Origin of the sequence: Amycolatopsis plumensis, assembly GCF_042652605.1 — a bacterium.
Classification (GTDB): Bacteria; Actinomycetota; Actinomycetes; order Mycobacteriales; family Pseudonocardiaceae; genus Amycolatopsis; species Amycolatopsis plumensis.
In genome coordinates this window covers 2,990,329-3,010,209 of sequence record NZ_JBHSJY010000001.1, presented here as the reverse complement: position 1 = coordinate 3,010,209, position 19,881 = coordinate 2,990,329, and the positions used below count along the sequence as shown (strand labels likewise).

Annotated in this window: 19 protein-coding genes; 10 read left to right on the top strand and 9 right to left on the bottom strand. The window is 69.6% G+C overall.

Features of this window, described 5'->3' with window-relative positions:
* Window positions 1-2 precede the first annotated feature (2 nt).
* The 6 genes from gyrB to dnaA form a co-directional block, all read right to left on the bottom strand.
* Entirely contained in the window at window positions 3-1,970 is a 1,968-nt protein-coding gene (gyrB, locus tag ACFPLC_RS14335) for a DNA topoisomerase (ATP-hydrolyzing) subunit B (RefSeq protein ID WP_191308563.1), read from the bottom strand.
* A gap of 197 nt (window positions 1,971-2,167) precedes the next feature.
* Window positions 2,168-2,767 carry a DciA family protein gene (locus tag ACFPLC_RS14330; RefSeq protein ID WP_378191956.1) on the bottom strand — a complete coding sequence of 200 codons (600 nt, stop codon included), beginning with the start codon at window positions 2,765-2,767 and terminating at the stop codon, window positions 2,168-2,170.
* Window positions 2,768-2,879: 112 nt separating this feature from the next.
* A complete protein-coding gene (gene recF / locus ACFPLC_RS14325; RefSeq protein WP_191308560.1) occupies window positions 2,880-4,034 on the bottom strand; it encodes a DNA replication/repair protein RecF in 1,155 nt (384 codons plus the stop codon).
* A 10-nt stretch (window positions 4,035-4,044) separates the two neighbouring features.
* Window positions 4,045-4,935 (bottom strand): phosphogluconate dehydrogenase (NAD(+)-dependent, decarboxylating), encoded by an 891-nt coding sequence (gene gnd / locus ACFPLC_RS14320; protein WP_378191878.1) that lies wholly within the window; start codon window positions 4,933-4,935, stop codon window positions 4,045-4,047.
* Between the two features lie 31 nt (window positions 4,936-4,966).
* Entirely contained in the window at window positions 4,967-6,100 is a 1,134-nt protein-coding gene (gene dnaN, locus ACFPLC_RS14315; RefSeq protein ID WP_378191876.1) for a DNA polymerase III subunit beta, read from the bottom strand.
* 846 nt (window positions 6,101-6,946) lie between these two features.
* Window positions 6,947-8,572: a chromosomal replication initiator protein DnaA gene (gene dnaA / locus ACFPLC_RS14310; protein WP_378191874.1), complete on the bottom strand. Its 1,626-nt coding sequence runs from the start codon at window positions 8,570-8,572 to the stop codon at window positions 6,947-6,949.
* A gap of 549 nt (window positions 8,573-9,121) precedes the next feature.
* Between dnaA and rpmH the strand changes: the two genes are divergently transcribed.
* The 9 genes from rpmH to ACFPLC_RS14265 all read left to right on the top strand — a co-directional run bounded on the left by rpmH (window position 9,122) and on the right by ACFPLC_RS14265 (window position 15,178).
* Window positions 9,122-9,265, top strand: coding sequence for a 50S ribosomal protein L34 (gene rpmH / locus ACFPLC_RS14305; RefSeq protein WP_091288857.1), 144 nt, complete (start codon window positions 9,122-9,124; stop codon window positions 9,263-9,265).
* 20 nt (window positions 9,266-9,285) lie between these two features.
* Window positions 9,286-9,720, top strand: coding sequence for a ribonuclease P protein component (rnpA, locus tag ACFPLC_RS14300; protein WP_378191872.1), 435 nt, complete (start codon window positions 9,286-9,288; stop codon window positions 9,718-9,720).
* 5 nt (window positions 9,721-9,725) lie between these two features.
* On the top strand, window positions 9,726-10,043 hold the full coding sequence (gene yidD, locus ACFPLC_RS14295) for a membrane protein insertion efficiency factor YidD (protein WP_378191871.1): 318 nt from the start codon (window positions 9,726-9,728) through the stop codon (window positions 10,041-10,043).
* A gap of 5 nt (window positions 10,044-10,048) precedes the next feature.
* Window positions 10,049-11,179 carry a membrane protein insertase YidC gene (gene yidC / locus ACFPLC_RS14290; RefSeq protein ID WP_378191869.1) on the top strand — a complete coding sequence of 377 codons (1,131 nt, stop codon included), beginning with the start codon at window positions 10,049-10,051 and terminating at the stop codon, window positions 11,177-11,179.
* 30 nt (window positions 11,180-11,209) lie between these two features.
* Entirely contained in the window at window positions 11,210-11,767 is a 558-nt protein-coding gene (locus tag ACFPLC_RS14285) for a Jag family protein (protein WP_378191867.1), read from the top strand.
* A 64-nt stretch (window positions 11,768-11,831) separates the two neighbouring features.
* Window positions 11,832-12,368: a DUF6886 family protein gene (locus tag ACFPLC_RS14280; RefSeq protein ID WP_378191865.1), complete on the top strand. Its 537-nt coding sequence runs from the start codon at window positions 11,832-11,834 to the stop codon at window positions 12,366-12,368.
* A gap of 145 nt (window positions 12,369-12,513) precedes the next feature.
* Entirely contained in the window at window positions 12,514-13,176 is a 663-nt protein-coding gene (rsmG, locus tag ACFPLC_RS14275; RefSeq protein WP_378191863.1) for a 16S rRNA (guanine(527)-N(7))-methyltransferase RsmG, read from the top strand.
* A 77-nt stretch (window positions 13,177-13,253) separates the two neighbouring features.
* Window positions 13,254-14,177 (top strand): ParA family protein, encoded by a 924-nt coding sequence (locus ACFPLC_RS14270; RefSeq protein ID WP_378191954.1) that lies wholly within the window; start codon window positions 13,254-13,256, stop codon window positions 14,175-14,177.
* Window positions 14,174-15,178 (top strand): ParB/RepB/Spo0J family partition protein, encoded by a 1,005-nt coding sequence (locus ACFPLC_RS14265; RefSeq protein ID WP_378191861.1) that lies wholly within the window; start codon window positions 14,174-14,176, stop codon window positions 15,176-15,178. Before ACFPLC_RS14270 ends, ACFPLC_RS14265 begins: the two co-directional genes overlap by 4 nt.
* Window positions 15,179-15,301: 123 nt before the next feature.
* Here the strand turns inward: ACFPLC_RS14265 and ACFPLC_RS14260 are convergent, their stop codons facing one another.
* Both ACFPLC_RS14260 and ACFPLC_RS14255 read right to left on the bottom strand, forming a co-directional pair.
* The gene (locus ACFPLC_RS14260; RefSeq protein WP_378191859.1) at window positions 15,302-16,246 is read right to left on the bottom strand and encodes a D-alanine--D-alanine ligase family protein; all 945 of its coding nucleotides are present in this window, start codon (window positions 16,244-16,246) and stop codon (window positions 15,302-15,304) included.
* A gap of 28 nt (window positions 16,247-16,274) precedes the next feature.
* Complete coding sequence (locus ACFPLC_RS14255) at window positions 16,275-17,594, bottom strand: aminotransferase-like domain-containing protein (RefSeq protein WP_378191857.1); 1,320 nt, start codon at window positions 17,592-17,594, stop codon at window positions 16,275-16,277.
* A 212-nt stretch (window positions 17,595-17,806) separates the two neighbouring features.
* Here ACFPLC_RS14255 and ACFPLC_RS14250 point away from each other — a divergent pair, with 212 nt between their 5' ends.
* On the top strand, window positions 17,807-18,451 hold the full coding sequence (locus ACFPLC_RS14250) for a GNAT family N-acetyltransferase (RefSeq protein ID WP_191308527.1): 645 nt from the start codon (window positions 17,807-17,809) through the stop codon (window positions 18,449-18,451).
* 211 nt (window positions 18,452-18,662) lie between these two features.
* On the opposite strand, the gene ACFPLC_RS14245 is transcribed toward ACFPLC_RS14250, so the two are convergent.
* A complete protein-coding gene (locus tag ACFPLC_RS14245) occupies window positions 18,663-19,811 on the bottom strand; it encodes an N-acetylmuramoyl-L-alanine amidase (protein WP_191308524.1) in 1,149 nt (382 codons plus the stop codon).
* Between the last annotated feature and the right edge of the window lie 70 nt (window positions 19,812-19,881).

Genomic DNA, 19,881 nt, shown 5'->3' with positions numbered 1-19,881 from the left:
GCCTACACGTCCAAGAAGCGCACGTCCTTCGCGTTGCGCGTGATGAACGAGCGGCGGGCCTCGACGTCCTCGCCCATCAGGACCGAGAACAGGTCGTCCGCCTGCGCGGCGTCGTCCATGGTCACCCGGCCCAGCAGCCGGTTCGCCGGGTCCATGGTGGTCTCCCACAGCTCTTCGGCGTTCATCTCGCCGAGACCCTTGTAGCGCTGGATCGCGTCGTCCTTCGGCAGCTTCTTGCCGGCCTCGACACCCGCCTTGATGACGGCGTCGCGCTCGCGGTCGGAGTAGGCGTACTCCGGCTCGGACCGCGGCCACTTGATCTTGTACAGCGGCGGCCGCGAGAGGAAGACGTGGCCGTGCTCGATCAGCGGCGTCATGAACCGGAAGAGCAGGGTGAGCAGCAGCGTGGTGATGTGCTGGCCGTCGACGTCGGCGTCGGCCATCAGCACGATCTTGTGGTAGCGCAGCTTCGAGAGGTCGAACTCGTCGTGGATGCCGGTGCCCAGCGCGGTGATCAGCGACTGGACCTCGGTGTTCTTGAGGACGCGATCGATGCGGGCCTTCTCGACGTTGATGATCTTGCCGCGGATCGGCAGGATCGCCTGGTACATCGAGTCCCGGCCCTCCTTGGCCGAGCCGCCGGCCGAGTCACCCTCGACGATGTAGAGCTCGCACTCCTCCGGCTTGGTGGAGCGGCAGTCCTTGAGCTTGCCGGGCAGGCCGCCGATGTCGAGCGCGCCCTTGCGGCGGACCAGGTCACGCGCCTTGCGGGCGGCCATCCGGGCCTGCGCCGAGGAGATCGACTTGTTGATGATCGTCTTCGCCTCGGTGGGGTTGCGCTCGAACCAGTCGGCCAGCCACTCGTTCGACTGCTGCTGCACGAACGTCTTGGCCTCGCTGTTGCCCAGCTTGGTCTTCGTCTGGCCCTCGAACTGCGGCTCGCCCAGCTTGATCGAGACGATCGCGGCGAGGCCCTCGCGCACGTCGTCACCGGTCAGGTTGGCGTCCTTCTCCTTGAGCAGCTTCTTGTCGCGCGCGTACGCGTTGACGACGCGGGTCAGCGCGGCGCGGAAGCCCTCTTCGTGGGTGCCGCCTTCGTGGGTGTTGATCGTGTTGGCGAATGTGTACACCGACGGCGTGAACCCGGTGTTCCACTGCATCGCGACCTCGACCTCGAGGCCGGTGCCCTTGGCGTCGAAGGAGATCACGCTGGGGTGGATCGGGTCCTTGCTGCCGTTGATGTGCTTGACGAAGTCCTCGAGCCCGCCCGGGTAGCAGTAGACCTTCTCCTTGATGCGGGCGACCTTGCCTTCCGCGTCCTCTTCGGTCTCCTCGTCGGCGACGCGTTCGTCGCGCAGGGACAGCGTCAGCCCCTTGTTGAGGAACGCCATCTCCTGGAGCCGGCGCGAGATGGTCTCGAAGTTGTACGTCGTGGTCTCGAAGATGTCGCCGTCGGCCCAGAACGTCATCGTCGTGCCGGTCTCGGTCGCGGGGCCGAGGTCCTCGAGCGGGCCGGGCACCTGGTTCGTGTACTCCTGGCGCCAGCTGCGGCCGCCGTACTTGACCTCGGCCAGCAGCTTGGTCGAGAGCGCGTTCACCACGGAGATGCCGACGCCGTGCAGGCCGCCGGACACCGCGTAGGAGTCGCTGTCGAACTTGCCGCCCGCGTGCAGCTGGGTGAGCACGACCTCGATGGTCGGCTTGTTCTCCTTGGGGTGCATGTCGACCGGGATGCCGCGGCCGTCGTCGACGACGCGGACGCCGCCGTCGGCGAGCAGGGTAACCTCGACCTTGGTGGCGTACCCGGCCATCGCCTCGTCGACGGAGTTGTCGACGACCTCCTGGACGAGGTGGTGCAGCCCGCGTTCACCGGTGGAACCGATGTACATGCCGGGGCGCTTGCGGACCGCTTCGAGGCCTTCGAGCACCGTGATCGACGACGCGTTGTACTCGCTCTTGTTCTCGGTCACCGGCGTTGTTTCTCCTCGTCTCGCCCGAGCGGACGCTCGCTCTCCTCCAGTGTACTTGGCCGCGTCCGCTGACATGCGGCAAGGACACCCCTGAATGCGTCACAGACGAACGAACTCGGTTCGAGCCGAGTCTTGACGTATCTCGGGAGGTCTGGATGCGTTCTCGGCCCACTCAACCGAGCATCGCGCAACCCGGGTCAGCCGTACGTGTCACGCGGGCCGCGGCCCGGCACGTGCCGTGGCCCTTTCCGCCAGCTCGGGGCGGTCGGCCCCTGAATCCGCATCCGCTTGACGACGCCGTTGCCGACGCCCGCCGCGATCTTGGCCAGCAGTTTCCCCTGCAGCAACCGGAGCTGGGTGGCCCACGCCGTCGAACTGGCGCGGACGGTGAGCTCGCCGTCCTTCAGCGTGACCGGCTGCGCGTGCTCGGCGACGTCTTCGCCGACCAGCCGCGCCCACTGCGCGAAAACGCGGGCGCTCGTGACGCTCTCGTTCCAGCCGCGGTCCCGCACCAGCCCGGAGACGAGCCGGCCGAGCGGCTGCGGGTCACGCGGGTCGGCGCCCGGGCCCGACCAGCGGCGACGCCGGGGGTTCTGCCCGCCGCCGGTCGCGGGACGGCGCCGGCCGGGCGACGTGCCCCGCGCCTTGGCCTTCGCCTTGGCCGCCTCGAGCGCGGCGTGGGCGAGGTCGCGCCCGGTCGGCGGAGCCTCGTTCGGCCCAGCGTCACCATCACGCTCGGTACCCGCAGGTGACGAGGAGCTGTTTTGAGACGATTTCTGCCACCCATCCGGCCGCAGAGTCACGGGCAGCGATAACTCATTCACCGTGTTATCCACACTGTCCACAGGTTTGTCCCCAGATCGGGTGCGGTTTGTGTCTCCCGTCACACGGGGTACCCGGTCGCCTTGCTCAGCCACGCGTGATCTCACCGTCCGCCACCACGAACCGGTGCCCGGCGAGCTCGCCGGGCACGTCTTCGTCGACCGCGGCGGTCACCAGCACCTGTTCGGCGCTCGCGGCCACCTCGGCCAGCCGGGCCCGGCGCTTGCGGTCCAGCTCGGCGAACACGTCGTCGAGCAGCAGCACCGGCTCGCCAGCCTCCCCGCGCAGCAGCTCGTAACTGCCGAGCCGCAGGGCCAGCGCGAACGACCACGACTCGCCGTGGCTCGCGTACCCCTTGGCCGGCGCCTGGCCCAGGATCAGCTCCAGCTCGTCCCGGTGCGGGCCGACCAGGCTGATGCCGCGCTCGAGCTCCGCCTTGCGGGCTTCACCCAGCGCCTTGAGTAAGACGTCCTTCAGGACCGCGGGTTGCGCCCGTTCCCCATCCGGTACGCCGTACGTCTCCGGCAGGGCCGCACCCAGCGACGACCGGTAGGCGATCTTCGCCGGCCGCGAGTCGGGCGCGACCCCCATGTACGCCGAAGCCGCGTACGGCGCGAGGTCGGCGACGAGGTTCAGGCGCGCGGCCAGCAGCTCCGCGCCCGCCACCGACAAGTGGTCGTCCCAGACCTCCAGCGTCGACAACGCGTACGGGTCTTCGCGGCCCGTACGGCGTTTCCCGGCCGTCTTGAGCAGGGCGTTCCGCTGCTTCAGCACCTTCTCGTAGTCCGCCCGCACCCCCGCGTACCGCGGCGCGCGCAGCACCAGGAGTTCGTCGAGGAACCGTCTTCGCTCGCTCGGGTCCCCCCGCACGAGCGCCAGGTCCTCCGGGGAGAACAGCACCGTGCGCAGGATGCCGAGCACGTCACGCGGGCGGCCGACCGCACCGCGGTTGACCCGGGCGCGGTTCGCCCGGCCGGCGGTGATCTCGAGCTCGACGGTCAGCTCGCGGTCGTCGTTGACCACCGCGACCCGCACCAGCGCGCGCTCGCAGCCGTGCCGGATGAGCGGCGCGTCCGTCGCGACGCGGTGCGAGCCCAGCGTCGCGACGTACCCGATCGCCTCCAGCAGGTTGGTCTTGCCGCGGCCGTTCTGGCCGACCAGCACGGTCGGCCCCGGTTCGAGGGCGAGATCGGCCTGCGGCCAGGAGCGGAAGTCGGTGACCTGCAGGTGTCGCAGATACACCAGTGGCTCCTTACCCGCCGACCTTCTTCACGGCGTGCCCGCCGAACTGGTTGCGCAGCGCGGCGACCGCGCGCATCGCGGCCGAGTGCTCCTGCCGCGAAGCGAACCGCGCGAACAGCGCGGCCGAGATGACCGGCGCCGGCACCGCGTTGTTGATCGCCTCTTCCAGCGTCCAGCGACCCTCGCCCGAATCCTCGACGTAGCCCTCGAGGTCGTCCAGCTCCGGGTCCTCGTCGAGCGCGCGCACGAGCAGGTCGAGCAGCCACGACCGGACGACCGTGCCGCGCTGCCAGCCCTTGATCACCGCGGGGACGTCCTTGACGACCTTCGCGGCCTCGAGCAGCTCGAAGCCCTCGGCGAAGGCCTGCATCATGCCGTACTCGATGCCGTTGTGGATCATCTTCGCGTAGTGACCCGCGCCGACGTCTCCCGCGTGCGAGAAGCCCTCTTCGCGCGGGCCGTCCGGACGCAGCGCGTCGAAGATCGGCATCGCCTTCTCGACGTCGGAGGCCGCGCCGCCGACCATCAGGCCGTAGCCGTTGTCCTTGCCCCACACGCCACCGGACACCCCGCAGTCGAGGTAGCCGATGCTCTTCGCCGCGAGGAGATCGGCGTTCAGCTTGTCGTCGGTGTACTTGGAGTTGCCGCCGTCGATCACCATGTCACCCGCGGCGAGCAGGTTGCTCAGCTCGGTGACGGTCGCCCGGGTCGGCTCGCCGGCCGGCACCATGATCCACACGATCCGCGGGGCGTCCAGTTTGGACACCAGGTCCTCGAGCGAGGTCGTGTCGCTGACGTCCGGGTTGCGGTCGTAGCCGACCACCTCGTGACCGGCCGCACGCAGCCGCTCACGCATGTTGAAGCCCATCTTGCCCAGGCCGATCAGACCGAGCTGAACCATCGAGATCCCCTTACGTACTGGCGAAAGCGGGTCAGCCCGGGAGGCGGACCGGCATCAGGAGGTACAGGTAGCCGGGGACGACGTTGCCCTCGGCGTCGGCGGGCTTGATGAGCGCGGGCCGGTTCGGCGTGGTGAAGGTCAGCTCGGCCCGGTCGCTGTGGAGCGCGCCCAAGCCGTCCACGAGGTAACCCGGGTTGAACGCGATCGTCACCGGCTCACCTTCGTACTCGACCTGCAGCTCCTCTTCGGCGCTGCCCTCGTCGTCACCGCCCGCGGACAACCGCAGCGTGTTGTCCCCGAATTCCAGTCGTACCTGAGTCCCCCGCTCGGCCACCAGCGAAACGCGCTTGATGGACTCGGTGAGCGCCGAGACGTCGATCACCGCGCGCGAGGTGTGCGACGCCGGCAGCAGCTGCCGGTACGGCGGGAACTCCGCGTCGAGCAGGCGGGTCGTCGTGTAGCGCCCGGAGCCGGAGAGGCCGAGCAGGCCTTCGCCGCTGGCGAGGGCGAGGCGGATCGTGGCGCCGGACGCGCCGAGCGTCTTGGCGGCCTCGGCGAGCGTGCGCGCCGGCACGAGCACCGCGGCGTCGGCCAGGCCCTCGGCGGGCTGCCAGGTGAACTCGCGCATGGCGAGCCGGAACCGGTCGGTCGCGACCAGGGTCAGCGAGCTGCCGGAGATCTCCAGCCGCATGCCGGTGAGCATCGGGAGCGTGTCGTCCTTGCCCGCGGCGACGACGACCTGGGTGACGGCCTGGCCGAACGCGTCGCCGGCGAGCTCGCCCGCGAAGGCGGGCTGGGACGGCAGCTGCGGGTAGTCCTCGACCGGCATGGTCGGCAGGGAGAACCGCGCGCTGCCGCACGTGATGGTGGCGCGGGCGCCGTCGACCGAGATCTCGACCGGCTGCGCGGGCAGCGCCTTGGTGATGTCGGCGAGGAGGCGCCCGGAGACGAGGAGGCGGCCGCCGTCGGCGATCGTCGCGGGGACCCCGACCGTGGCGGAGACCTCGTAGTCGAAGCCGGAGACCGTCAGCGCGTCGGTTTCGCCGCCCGAACCGGCGTCGAGCAGGACACCGCCCAGCACCGGCACCGGAGGCCGGGAGGGGAGGCTTCTGGCCACCCACGCGACGGCGTCGGCGAGCCCGTCACGCTCGACGCGGATCTTCATGCGCGCATCCTTTCGACGGTCGAGCCCCCTGCGGGCTCGGGCCAGGCCTCGTTCTCGCGGGGCAGAGACCGGCTGCCCCCTCCGGCCGGCCCGCCCTCCGCGTGAGCGGCCGGAGCGCGGACCAGGTGCAGGCGTCCACGTTAGGCCGTCGCGGGCGCCGCCGTCACCTCGGCCTCCCCTTCGCTTTGTCGACATGACGACTCGATCTCGCGACTGTCCCCAACTTCGTCCGCCGCCTGTTTTTATCTTTTTCTCTCTTAGAAGAGATCTAAGGGCAGTAGCAGTAGTAGGCGTTGTGGATTGTGTGGATCGAGCTCGTTCGCGCAGGTCGGGCGGCTCGCGGGCGTGTGGGTAACCGTGGTGGCGGACCTGTGGGTAGTTCGGGCGATCCGTGGATGGTTTCGGGCGTCCCCGGATTCGTCCACAGATGGCCCCGGTTGTCCCCATGGTTGTCCCCAGGTGTGGGGCGATTTGTACCCAGGGTCTGGGGGTGCCGAACCGGGTCCGAAACCCTCTTCCGAGTGATCGGCGGCTCCTGTGCACAGCGTGTGGGCAACCTGTGGAATCACCGTGGACAAGGGTGTGGATGCGCTGTGGATCGGCTGTGGGCGGGGTGTGGAGGGAATCCGTGTCTCCGCTGGTGGGAGATCCGTTGGCACTGTGGGCAATCCGCCCACACGGTGGGGAAAACCCCTTGTGTACAAACAATTTTCGCGAGTTTGGCGAAGCGCGCGTAGGCGCCTTCGCTGCTTCGCGCGCGTACGCGTGCTTCAGGCGTCCAAAGACGACGAAAGGGGCGTCCACATTGAGCGGACGCCCCGAAGTCGTTGGGAGATAAGGGATGTGCTACTGGCGGGCGCGCTGCTTGATGCGCGACGTCAGCTCCTGCACCTGGTCGTAGATGCGCCGGCGCTCGGCCATCTCCTTGCGGATCTTCTTGTCCGCGTGCATGACGGTCGTGTGGTCGCGGCCGCCGAACGTCTGCCCGATCTTCGGCAGCGACATGTCGGTCAGCTCGCGGCAGAGGTACATCGCGATCTGGCGGGCCGTGGCAAGTGCCTTCGTCTTGCCGGGGCCGCACAGGTCGTCGAGCGTGACGTCGAAGAACTCGGACGTGACGCCCATGATGGTCGGCGCGGTGATCTCCGGCGCGTGCGAGTCGGGGATCAGGTCGCGCAGCACGATCTCGGCGAGCGCGCTGTCGACCGGCTGCTGGTTCAGCGACGCGAAGGCCGTGACGCGGATCAGCGCGCCTTCGAGCTCCCGGATGTTCGCCTCGACGCGCGAAGCGATGAACTCGAGAACCTCGCCCGGCACCGCGAGCCGATCCTGCGCCGCCTTCTTGCGGAGGATCGCGATGCGCGTCTCGAGCTCGGGCGGCTGGATGTCGGTGATCAGGCCCCACTCGAACCGCGTCCGCAGCCGGTCTTCCAGCGTTTCGAGGCGCTTCGGCGGGCGGTCCGAGCTGACGACGATCTGCTTGTTCGCGTTGTGGAGGGTGTTGAAGGTGTGGAAGAACTCTTCCTGCGTCCCTTCCTTGCCCTCCAGGAACTGGATGTCGTCGACGAGCAGGATGTCGATGTCGCGGTAGCGGCGCTGGAAGGCGACCTTGCGGTCGTCGCGCAGCGAGTTGATGAAGTCGTTCGTGAACTCTTCGGTCGAGACGTACCGGACGCGCATGCCGGGGAAGAGCCGTTGCGCGTAGTGGCCGACCGCGTGCAGCAGGTGCGTCTTGCCGAGCCCGGACTCGCCCCAGATGAAGAGCGGGTTGTACGCGCGGGCCGGCGCTTCGGCGACGGCGACCGCGGCCGCGTGCGCGAAGCGGTTGGACGCACCGATGACGAACGTGTCGAAGGTGTACTTCTCGTTCAGCTTCGTCTTCGACGTCTGCGGCTGCGCGGGCGCGGTGTACGGCTGGCCGGCGATCGGCTGGCCGGAGAACGTCGGCCAGATCTCGTGGACCGCGGCGAGCGCCTCGCCCTCTTCGTCGACTTCTTCGTCGGTGTCGTCGCCGTCGTCCGGCTTCGGCGCGACGGCCTGGTGCGCGGGCATCGGCATCGACGGCATGGGCTGCGCCGGTTCGGCGGGGCGTGGCGGCGGCATCATCGGCGCGCCGTGGGACGGCATCGGCGTGGCCGGTTCGGGACTCGCGCCGTTTTCCACTCGGCCGGGTGACGGCACGTAGCGGGGCGCGGGCGCCGGGACGACTTCGGCGCTGTCCACCTTCACCGCGAGGGAGATGGCGCGGCCGAGCCGCCGGGAAAGCGCGTCGGTGATCGCGCCGCGCAGCCCGCGTTCGATCGCTTCCTTCGCGAAGTCGCTGGGCGCGGCCAGCAGCGCCGTGCCGTCGAGCAGGCCGATCGGCCGGGTCACGCGCATCCAGGCGCGCTGCTGGGGGGACAGGGTCCCGTCGGACAGTTCGCGTACCACCTGTTCCCAGATGACACCCAGATTGTGCTGGTGATCCGACACCTGTCTGGCTCCCCTCCCCTCGTCGGCGTGGACGGCCGAACCCCGGCGACCTGCGTGCGCGTCGGCACAGCGGATATCCACATAGTTGTCCACAGCTGTGCACTAATGTACGGCGACCCGCGGCGCCGCCACCTGCGGGCTCGTCGTACGCCGGTGGGCACTCCACCACCCGGAGACTGGGCACCGCGACCGGTGACCCGGAAGAGGCACGCTAACAAGCCCCGTCCGCTGCCACAAGGCATCCTCGGCGGCCAGCATTTCACGGTGTACAGGACGTGGCCATTCGGTGTCCCGGCGTCGACCGGCACAGCCGCGCGCACCGGTCGCGTACCGTGGCCGAGGGGGTGCTTACCGGCCGCCCGACGGGGGTGCGTACCCTCGTAAGGTCTCCCGTATGCGACGGGTGCGTTTCGCGTGCCCAGGTTGTCGTCGCTCGTCGTGACGAGGCCACACGTTGGTAGGAGACACCAGAGACTGCCGTGCGCCCGCACGACACGCCAGGCGACGGGGAGGAAATCCCCGCGTCCGACGCGACACACAGGAGAAGCAGTGAGCAAGGGTAAGCGCACCTTCCAGCCGAACAACCGCCGCCGCGCGAAGACCCACGGGTTCCGCCTGCGCATGCGGACCCGCGCCGGCCGGGCCATCCTGGCGGCCCGCCGTCGCAAGGGCCGCGAAGCGCTGTCCGCCTGATCGCCCGATCGGGGCGCGCCGTGCTGCCGGCTGCCGCACGCCTGCGGCGGAGCGAGGATTTCCGCGTGGTTCTCCGTCGCGGGTCCCGGGCAGGCAGGCGCCGCCTCGTCGTCCACGCGCTGACCACGGACCCGTCCGAGGCCGCCGACACGCTGTCGGCGGCCAGGGCGGGTTTTGTGGTGAGCAAGGCCGTCGGCAACTCGGTGGTCCGCCACCGCGTCAGCCGCCGGTTGCGTCATCTCGTTTCGGCCAGGCTCGGAACACTGCCCGCCGGTACGGCGTTGGTCGTACGGGCATTGCCGCCGTCGTCGACCGCTTCCAGCGCCGAGCTCGGGTCCGATCTCGACGCCGCGTTGCGCCGGCTGGGGCTTCTGTCGTCGCGCCGTCCGGCCGGGGATGTCCCCAGCCCGACGCGTCCCGCGGACGCGGCCCCCGACCACGGATCAGCGGTGTGACCGGCATGCGAGCCACCCCCGAGCACGACCACGACGTGGAGCCCGAGCCCGTGCGGCCCGGCCCGGTCGCCTGGGTCCTGCTGCTCCCCATCAAGCTCTACCGCAAGGCGATCTCGCCTTTCCTCCCGCCGGCTTGCCGGTTCTACCCGAGCTGCAGCGCGTACGCAGTCGAAGCCCTCACCCGGCACGGTGCCGGCCGCGGCTCCTACCTCGCGCTGCGCCGGCTGCTGCGTTGCGGCCCCTGGACACCGCCTGGCCGCGATCCCGTGCCCGAGGAGTTCTCGTGGCGCCACCGACGACCTGAAACACCGATCGAGGAGTAGCAGCAGTGCTCGATTTCATCTACTACCCCGTGTCCTTCATCCTCTGGTGTTGGCACAAGGTCTTCGGGTTCGTCTTCGGGGAATCGACCGCGGTCGCCTGGATCCTCGGCATCATCTTCCTGACGTTCACGGTCCGCGGCATCATGTTCAAGCCGTTCGTGAACCAGGTCCGGTCGATGAAGAAGATGCAGGACTTCGCGCCGGAGATGAAGAAGATCCAGAAGAAGTACGCGAACGACCGGCAGCGCCAGGCCGCGGAGATGCAGAAGCTCCAGCGCGAGCACGGCGTCAACCCGCTGGGCAGCTGCCTGCCGATGCTGCTTCAGATCCCGGTCTTCATCGGCCTGAACCACGTCCTGCGCGCGTTCACCATGCCGCCGCCCGGTGGCGGCCCGAAGACCGAGAACTACTTCTTCAGCCAGCACGACGTCGAGTCCTACGTCAACGCGAAGCTGTTCGGCGTCAACCTCGGCGAGGCCGTCTACAACGGTGTCGGGGTCGTCAGCGGCGGGGCCACGAACGTCGGCTTCCACTGGAGCGTGCTCCCGGTCGCGCTGCCCCTGATGATCGTCGCCTCGATCGCCACGCACCTCACCGCGCGCCACTCGGTGGCCCGGCAGAACGCCGCGTCGGCCACCCCGCAGACCGCGATCATGAACAAGCTGACGATGTACATCTTCCCGCTCGGTGTGCTCGTCTTCGGTGCCCTGTTCCCGCTCGGCCTCCTCTTCTACTGGCTGGCGAACAACGGCTGGACCCTGATGCAGCAGCGCCTCGTCTACACGAAGATCGACAAGGAAGAGGCGGCCCGCAAGGCGGAGGCCGCCGAGAAGCGCGCGACGCTCGGGCCGAAGCCGGGCCAGAAGCCGACCGCGCCGAAGGTCGGTCAGAAGCCGGTCCAGCAGAGGAAGAACCAGCCCGCGCAGACCGGCACCGCGAAGAAGGTCACGAAGGCCGGCTCGGCCCACGGCTTCGCGCAGACGACTCCGGCTGCCTCCGGCGCCACCGCCGCCTCCACGGACGGCGACCAGACCCCGGCCGACACGAACGGCCAGAACGGTTCGAAGGACACCGGCACGGGCGTGCCGGGCCTTCTCAAAGACTCGACCAGGAAGTCGGGCCGGAAGCGCCGCTGAGGCGCGACCGGTTCGGAGAGGAGACGAATGATGTCGGAGACGATCGACACGATCGACGCCGATAAGGACGACGTGACCCCGGAGACGGACGCGGAGGCGGCAGGCGAGCCGAAGGCGGGCGGTGACGACATCCTCGTGCAGGAGGGCGACATCGCCGGTGACTACCTCGAGCGCCTGCTGGACCTGCTCGACTACGACGGCGACATCGACCTCGACGTGGAAGCCGGCCGCGCGATCGTGAGCATCGACGGCGGTGAGGACCTCGAGAAGCTCGTCGGTCCGCGCGGCACGGTGCTCGAGGCGCTGCAGGAGCTGACCCGCCTGGCGGTCCAGCAGGAGACGGGCTCCCGCAGCCGCCTGATGCTGGACATCGCGGGCTGGCGCGCGGACCGCCGCGAGGAGCTGAAGGAGCTCGGCCGCTCGACGGCGGAGTCGGTCCTCAAGAGCGGCGAGCGGGTGCGGTTGCAGCCGATGAGCCCGTTCGAGCGCAAGGTGGTCCACGACGCGGTGGCGACGGTGTCGGGCGTCACGAGCGAGAGCGAAGGCGAAGACCCGAAGCGGCGCGTGGTGATCTTTCCGGAGGCGTGAGCCCCGGCTCGCTTGGCGAGCGGCCCCACTTGACTCGGTCAGGTGGGGCCGCTTTCTTGTGTGCATGCGCCCGGCACCCGGTGAGGTCGTCCACTTCTCCGAAGACCCGACGATCACCCGCTTCGAGCCGCACGTGGCGGCCACGGCGCGACAGCCGGAGGCCTACGTCTGGGCGGTCGGGGCGAGCAGTGCGCCGGACTACTGGTTCCCCCGCCAGTGCCCGCGCGCGATGGCGTGGGTGGAGCCATCGACGACGGAAGCGGACCGCGCGTGGCTCGGCGCCGATCGCGTCCACGCGATCGAGTACGGATGGCTCGAGGCGATGCGAACGGTCTCGCTGTTCGCCTACCGCTTCTCGTCGGCGTCGTTCCGGGCCTTCGGTGAGCACGCCCACGCGGTCGTGGCGACCGTGCCGGTCGAGCCACTCGGTCCGGCGGAGCGGGTCGACGACCTTTTTGCGCTTCACGAGGAGGCGGGCATTGAGTTGCGCGTGATGCGGAACTTGTGGGCGTTCGTCGACCTCGCGTCGGCGAGCACGCTTGGCTTCAGCGGCATCCGGTTGGGCAACGCGAAGGCTCGGCGGAGCGAATTACACGGGTGATGTTTCACGTGGAACGCTCCACAGCGGCCGCCGGCGGAGTGGAGTTGTCCACATCTTCGGACTGTCGTCTCGTCTTCTCCGGTTCATCGGGGACAATCGAACGAGCGCGGTTTCACGTGAAACCGGCGGACGAGGAGTAGGCGGAGTGAGCTGGGAGCAGGCGGCGGCGCGAGTGTTCGGAGAGCACGTCGACCAAGCCGCCGGGTACGTCGAACTCCTGGAGCGGCACGGGGTCGAGCGGGGGCTGATCGGTCCGCGGGAAGTCGAGCGGCTGTGGGAACGGCACATCCTCAACTCGGCGGTGATCGGTGAGCAGATGCCCGAAGGTGCTCGCGTCGTCGACGTCGGGTCGGGAGCCGGCCTTCCGGGTGTACCGCTGGCGATCGCGCGACCGGACCTCGATATCGTCTTGCTCGAACCGATGGCCCGCCGGGTGGACTGGCTGGCCGAGGTGGCCGAGAAGCTGGAACTCCCGATCACCATCGTCCGTGGACGCGCGGAGGAACGACCTGTGCGTGAGCAGCTCGGTGGCGCCGACATCGTCACCGCTCGCGCGGTCGCCCCCCTCGCTCGTCTCGCGGACTGGTGCCTGCCGCTGGTCCGTCCCGATGGCTTCCTGGTCGCCCTCAAGGGCGCCAGCGCGGCGGACGAGATCGAGCGGGACGGCGCCGCCATCCGGAAGGCCGGCGGGGCCGATCCGCTCATCGTCGAGTGCGGTGCCGCGGTCCTCGAGGTCCCCAGCACGGTCGTGAAGATCCGTCGCCTGCCGACGGCGAGCAAGCCGAAGGCGCGGAGCAAGAAGCGTTAACGGGCCGCGATGTTCCACGTGAAACGTAGCGACTCGACCACCGACCAGACGTCTAGATGGAGGAGGTGTCGAGACCGGTGAATCCCCCGCCGTCCGACTCCACGGAGACCAGCCACGACGTGGGCTGGACGCCGATCGCCGAAGAAGCCGCCCGTGCCGCGCGTCTGCTGCACCCCAAGGAGGGGTCGCTCCCCCGGCCCGGTCGCCGTCGCGTGCTGACCGTCGCCAACCAGAAGGGCGGGGTCGGCAAGACCACCAGCACGGTCAACCTCGCCGCCGCCCTCGCGCTCCACGGGCTCAAGACGCTCGTCGTCGACCTCGACCCGCAGGGCAACGCGAGCACCGCGCTCGACGTCGACCACCGCTCCGGGACGCCCTCCATCTACGAGGTGCTCATCGGCGAGGTGACGCTCGCGGAGGCGGCCCAGCCGACCGAGCAGTCCCCCAACCTCTTCTGCGTCCCCGCGACGATCGACCTCGCCGGTGCCGAGATCGAGCTCGTCTCGATGGCGTCCCGCGAGTCCCGGCTCAAGGAGGCCATCTCCTCGGAGATCCTCGACGAGATCGGCGTCGACTACGTCCTCATCGATTGCCCGCCGTCGCTGGGCCTGCTGACGGTCAACGCGATGGTCGCCGCGCAGGAGGTGCTCATCCCGATCCAGTGCGAGTACTACGCACTCGAAGGTCTCGGGCAGCTGCTGAGCAACATCGAGCTCGTGCAGCAGCACCTCAACCGCGAACTCCGCGTCTCGACCATCCTGCTCACCATGTACGACGGCCGGACCAAGCTGGCCGACCAGGTGACGAACGAGGTGCGGAACCACTTCGGCGACACCGTGCTGAAGACCGTCATCCCCCGCAGCGTGAAGGTCTCCGAGGCACCCGGGTACGGCCAGACCGTGCTCGCCTACGACCCCGGTTCGCGCGGGGCGATGAGCTACGTCGACGCGGCGAAGGAGATCGCCGAGCGCGGCGCCCAGATGGAGGGTAGTTCGACATGACCGAACGTCGAGGAGGGCTGGGGCGCGGCCTCGCCGCCCTGATCCCGACCGGACCCACCGGCGGGGGTCCGCTGCCCGCGCCTGTCGACGGGACGGCGGCGGACAAGAAGGCGGCCGAGGACAAGGGCTGGTTCGCGGCGAACGGTCAGGCGACGCAGCAGCACGGCGGCGAGGTCGCCGGCGCCGTCTACCGCGAGATCCCCGTCGGCTCGATCAAGCCGAACCCGAAGCAGCCACGCCAGGTCTTCGACGAGGACGCGCTCGCCGAACTCGAGCACTCGATCCGCGAGTTCGGGCTCATGCAGCCCATCGTCGTCCGGGAGCTCGGGAACGACGAGTACGAGCTCGTCATGGGCGAGCGGCGGCTGCGCGCTTCGCAGCAGGCGGAGCTCGAGGCGATCCCGGCCATCGTCCGGCAGACCGCCGACGAGTCGATGCTGCGGGACGCGCTCCTGGAGAACATCCACCGCGTCCAGCTGAACCCGCTCGAAGAGGCGGCGGCGTACCAGCAGCTGCTCGACGAATTCGCGGTCACCCACGAGGAGCTGGCGAGCCGGATCGGCCGCAGCCGCCCGGTCATCACCAACACGATCCGGCTCCTCAAGCTCCCCCTGCCGGTGCAGCGCCGGGTGGCCGCGGGCGTCCTGTCCGCCGGGCACGCGCGCGCGTTGCTGTCGCTGGAGGACGCCGAAAGCCAGGAGGAGCTCGCCGCGCGGATCGTCGCGGAGGGCATGTCGGTCCGGGCGACCGAGGAAGCTGTCACGCTCAAGAAGAGCGAGAAGCCGGCCAAGCCGAAGCCCGCGCCGCGCAAGCCGATCCAGGCGCCGGGGTTGCAGGAACTCGCGAACCGGCTCTCGGACCGCTTCGACACGCGCGTGAAGGTCGACCTCGGCCGCCGGAAGGGCCGGATCACCCTCGAGTTCGGCTCGGTCGACGACCTCGAGCGGATCGTCGCGATCATCGACGCGAACGGGACGAATCAGACACCGAAAACCGATTAGGGATCACCCCGGGGTGTTTCGTCACGGTGATGATTGCTGATCGCAGTGGCACCGGACACGGGAAGTGATCACACGAAAAAGGCCACCGCGGAGGTTCCGCAGTGGCCTTTCGCGTCTTAAGGGTCAGCGGGTGATGGCGCGCCCGATGAGTTCATCGAACACCGCGCCGAGCGACTTGCCCGCCGCCTCGATCGCCATCGGCACCGTCGACGTCTCGGTCAGGCCCGGCGATGGGTTCACTTCCAGGAAGTGAACCGTGCCGTCCGGCGTCACGACCGCGTCGGTGCGGGAGATGTCACGCAGCCCGAGCACGCGGTGCACGGCGACCGCCAGCTCGGCCACCGCCTTGGCCGCGGCGTCGTCGAGCCGGGCCGGGGTGAAGAAGTCGGTCAGGCCGGCCGTGTAGCGGGCCGTGTAGTCGTACACGCCGCTCTCCGGGACGATCTCGACCGCGGGCAGGGCCTCGGGCCCGTTCTCGCCTTCGATGACCGTCACGGCCACCTCGACGCCGTCCACGAACCGTTCCGCGAGGACGGTGTCGCCGTAGGCGAAGCAGCCGACCATCGCCGCCGGCAGTTCCGCCGCTTCGCGCACCACCTGCGTGCCGAGCGCGGAGCCGCCCTGGTCCGGCTTGAGGATCAGCGGCAGCCCGAGCCGCTCCACCATCGCGTCGAGCACCGCCTGGGCACCGAGCTCGCGGAACGTGCTGTGCGGCAGCACCACCCAGCCCGGCGTCACGAACCCGGCGTTCTGCAGCAGCGCCTTCGCGGTCGGCTTGTCCCACGCGCGGCGGCAGCCCTGGGAGCCGGTGCCGACGAAGGGCACGCCCAGCATCTCCAGCACCGTCTGCACCGAGCCGTTCTCGCCCTCGCCGCCGTGCAGCGCGACGACCACCGCGTCCGGGCGCTGGGTGCGCAGCCGCTCCAGGAGGCCCGCGTCGGTGTCCCACTCCTCGATGCCGAAGCCCTCGGACTTCAACGCCGCGGAGAGCCGTCGCCCGGACCTCAGTGAAACGTCGCGTTCGTGCGAGAGCCCGCCGGCGAGCACGGCAACGGTACGGTCGACCACCGTGGAAACTCCTTAGCCTGTAACAGGATTAGACCGTGTCCGGAGACGGGTTCTGCGGTCCCTGGATCTGGCGCGCGCTCACGTTACCGAAGGTGCGGGCGAGGTCCATTTCGGACTCCAGCACCGCCGCCAGCCGCCGCACGCCCTCACGGATGCGCTCCGGGGTCGGGTAGCAGTAGGACAGCCGCATCTGGCGGCTGCCGAACCCGTCGGCGTAGAAGCCGGTTCCGGACGCGTACGCCACCCGGGCGGTCACCGCGCGCGGCAGCATCGCCTTCGTGTCGACGCCTTCCGGCACCGTCACCCAGACGTAGAACCCGCCGTCCGGCTTGGTCCACGAGCAGCCCGGGGGCAAGTACTGGTCGAGCGCGGACAAGATCGCGTCACGCCGCTCGCGGTAGTTCTCGCGGAACTTCTTGATCTGGCCCTTCCAGTCGTGCGTGGCCAGGTAGCGCGAGACGATCATCTGGTTGAACGTCGGCGGGCACAGGGTCGCCGACTCCGCGGCCAGCACGAGCTTCTCGCGCACCGCGTGCGGCGCCAGCACCCAGCCGACGCGCAGGCCGGACGCGAACGTCTTCGAGAACGAGCCGAGGTACACGACGTTGTCGGGGTCGGTCGACCGCAGCGCCGGGTACGTCTGCCCGTCGAAGCCGAGCAACCCGTACGGGTTGTCTTCGACGACCAGGACGTTGTGCTCGCGGCAAATCTCCAGGATCTCCGCGCGGCGCTCGACGGCCAGCGTGACGCCGGCGGGGTTGTGGAAGTTCGGGATCGTGTACAGGAACTTGACCCGCCGGCCGGCCTTCTTCGCCTGGTCGAGTGCTTCGCGGAGCAACGAAGGCACCAGGCCCTGGTCGTCCATCGCCACGTGCACGACCTGCGCCTGGTACGCGGCGAACGACCCCAGCGCGCCGACGTAGGACGGGCCTTCGGCGATGACGACGTCACCCGGGTCGCAGAACAGCCGCGTGACCATGTCCAGGCCCATCTGGGAGCCGACGGTCACCACGACGTCGTCCGGGTGCGCCTTGATGCCCTCCAGGGCCATGATTTCGCAGATCTGCTCGCGCAGCACCGGGACGCCGTGCGCCGAGCCGTACTGCAGCGCCACCAGGCCGTCTTCGGCGATGATCTCGGCCACCTGCGCCGACAGCGTGTCGAGCGGGAGCGCGGCCAGGTTCGGCATGCCGCCGGCCAGGGAGACCACCTCGGGCCGGCTGGCCACCGCGAACAGGGCCCGGATCTCGGAGGCGGTCATCCCCGCGGTGCGCGCGGCGTACCGCTCGAGGTGCGGATCGAGGTTCTGACGGCCGCTGGGGCGCTGGCTGGGGCGGTTCTCGGTCATCGACGATTCACCCGGGGCTCGGTGGACACGGTCACTCCCGCGGGAGCTGGTAGATCCCATCGAGTGTAACCGGGCACCCATCAGGACCCCCTGACCTTTCGGTGCTCGTCACATCGGCCTATCCTCGACCGTGGCTCCCATGTCGTGCCGTGGCTCTTGCGCGGCTTGACGACCGGGCAGCCCGTCGGGAGCGCAGGTCAGGGAGGTCGCGGGTGTCGCGTCGCGTCGTGGGCGTCACACTGGACAACCTCGAGCACCTGCCGAAGAGCTGTCGCCGGTGCGTGTACTGGGAGCTCGCCCCGCACCTCAAGCACCAGGCCGAGGAGTTCGGCGCGACCGAGGTCGAGAAGGAAGCCTGGGTCTCGAGCGTGTTGCTCGAGTGGGGGTCCTGCGGCCGCATCGTCTACAGCGACACGCTGCCCGTCGGGTTCGTGCTGTACGCCCCGCCGAATGCCGTCCCGCGTGCGCTGGCCTTCCCGACGTCGCCGCCGAGCGCCGACGCCGTCCTGCTGACCTCGTTCCAGGTGCTGCCGGAGTTCCGGGGCGGTGGTCTCGGCCGGATGCTCGTCCAGGCGGTCGCCAAGGACCTCACCAAGCGCGGGGTCCGCGCCATCGAGGCGTTCGGCGACGCGAAGCCCGACGAGCCGGACCCCGACGGCGGCCACAGCTGCGTGCTGCCGGCGGCCTTCCTGCAGAGCGTCGGCTTCAAGACGGTCCGCCCACACCAGAAGTGGCCCCGCCTGCGCCTCGAGCTGCGGTCGGCGATCACCTGGAAGGAAGACGTCGAGGCGGCCCTGGAGCGGCTGCTCGGCCAGGTGACGATCACCACCGCCGAGCCGAGCCTCGGCCGCGCCTGATTCCCCACCCGCAAACGTTTGCGCCTGTGCTTCGGCACGGCTGGAACACGCGTGTGCACAACTGTGGAAGAAGTGCCGAGTTATCCACAGAGCGCTGATAGGAGCGGTGGACAAGCTGTGGAGAACTGCCCCGAAACCTGGGGACGCGCGCTTCGCGTCCCCAGGGGTGGTGGGGCAGGTGCCGGAGAGCCGCTAGGGGTTGTGGTCGGCCCTATTCGGCCTTGGCGAGCTCGTGCGCCAGGACGTCGGCGAAGGTGAACGTGCCCGTCGGCTGGTCGCCCTCACCGAGCAGGTACAGCCGCTTGACGGCAATCAGGATGCCTTCCGCGACGATGTCGCGGAACGCCGGGTCGCCGAGCTTGCGGGCGTCGTCCGGGTTGGTCAGGTAGCCGATCTCGACCCGGACCGCCGGGCAGCGGGTGCGGGTGAAGATGTCCCAGGACTTGTAGTGCGTGCGGCAGTCGAGCATGCCCGTGCGGGCCGCGACCTCGCGCTGGATGAAGCCGGCCAGCAGCTCGCCCACCGTGGACGTGGTGCCGTTGCCGTTGCCGAAGTGGAAGCTCGCGACACCCTGCGCACGCGGCGAGGGGTTCTTGTCGCTGTGCAGCGAGAGGAACAGGTCCGCGCCCGCGTCGTTGGCGAACTTGGCGCGCTCCAGCTCGGTGGGGCTGTGGTTCGGGCCGCGGGAGATCAGCGCCTCCATGCCCGTGGCCTTCATCCGGCCTTCGAGCCGCCGGGCGAGGTCCCAGGCGATGTCGGCCTCGCGCAGGCCGCCGGCGACCACGCCGAGGTCGTCGCCGCCGTGGCCGGGGTCGATCACGATGCGCTTGCCGCGCAGGCGCGGACCGGCTTGGCGCACCTGCTCCTGCTCGCGCAGGAACACCGGACGCCCGCCCCGGGCCCGCGGCGAGGACAGGCGGTGCAGTTCGCGGATGGTCGCCGGGCCGCACATGCCGTCCGGCGTCAGGCGCATGTCGCGCTGGAACGTCTTGAGCGCGCGCTCGGTCTGGGGGCCGAAGTAGCCGTCGGGGCGGCCGGCGTCGAAGCCGAGCTCGGTGAGCCGCTCCTGCAGCGTGAAGACGTCGTCGCCGTGCACCGGGGAGGCGATCATGTACGACAGCGGGCGGCTGCCCAGGTGGTAGCTGGCGCCCTTGAGCGCCTGGAACGTCGCCGGACCCACGATGCCGTCGGTCATCAGCCCACGGCGCTGCTGGAAGGCACGGACGGCGTGCTCGAGGGCGACGTCGAACGTGTCGTAGCCGTCGGTACCGGTGACCGGCGGGAGCAGGTCCATCCCGGACAGGATGGCCCTGATCTCGGCGACGTCCGGACCGGCGTCACCGCGGCGGAGTACCCGCATGCACTCCTCGCTCTTCCTAAGGCACCGACTCGGGGGCTCGGTGCGTGGCAGGACTTTCGGAAAACCTTCG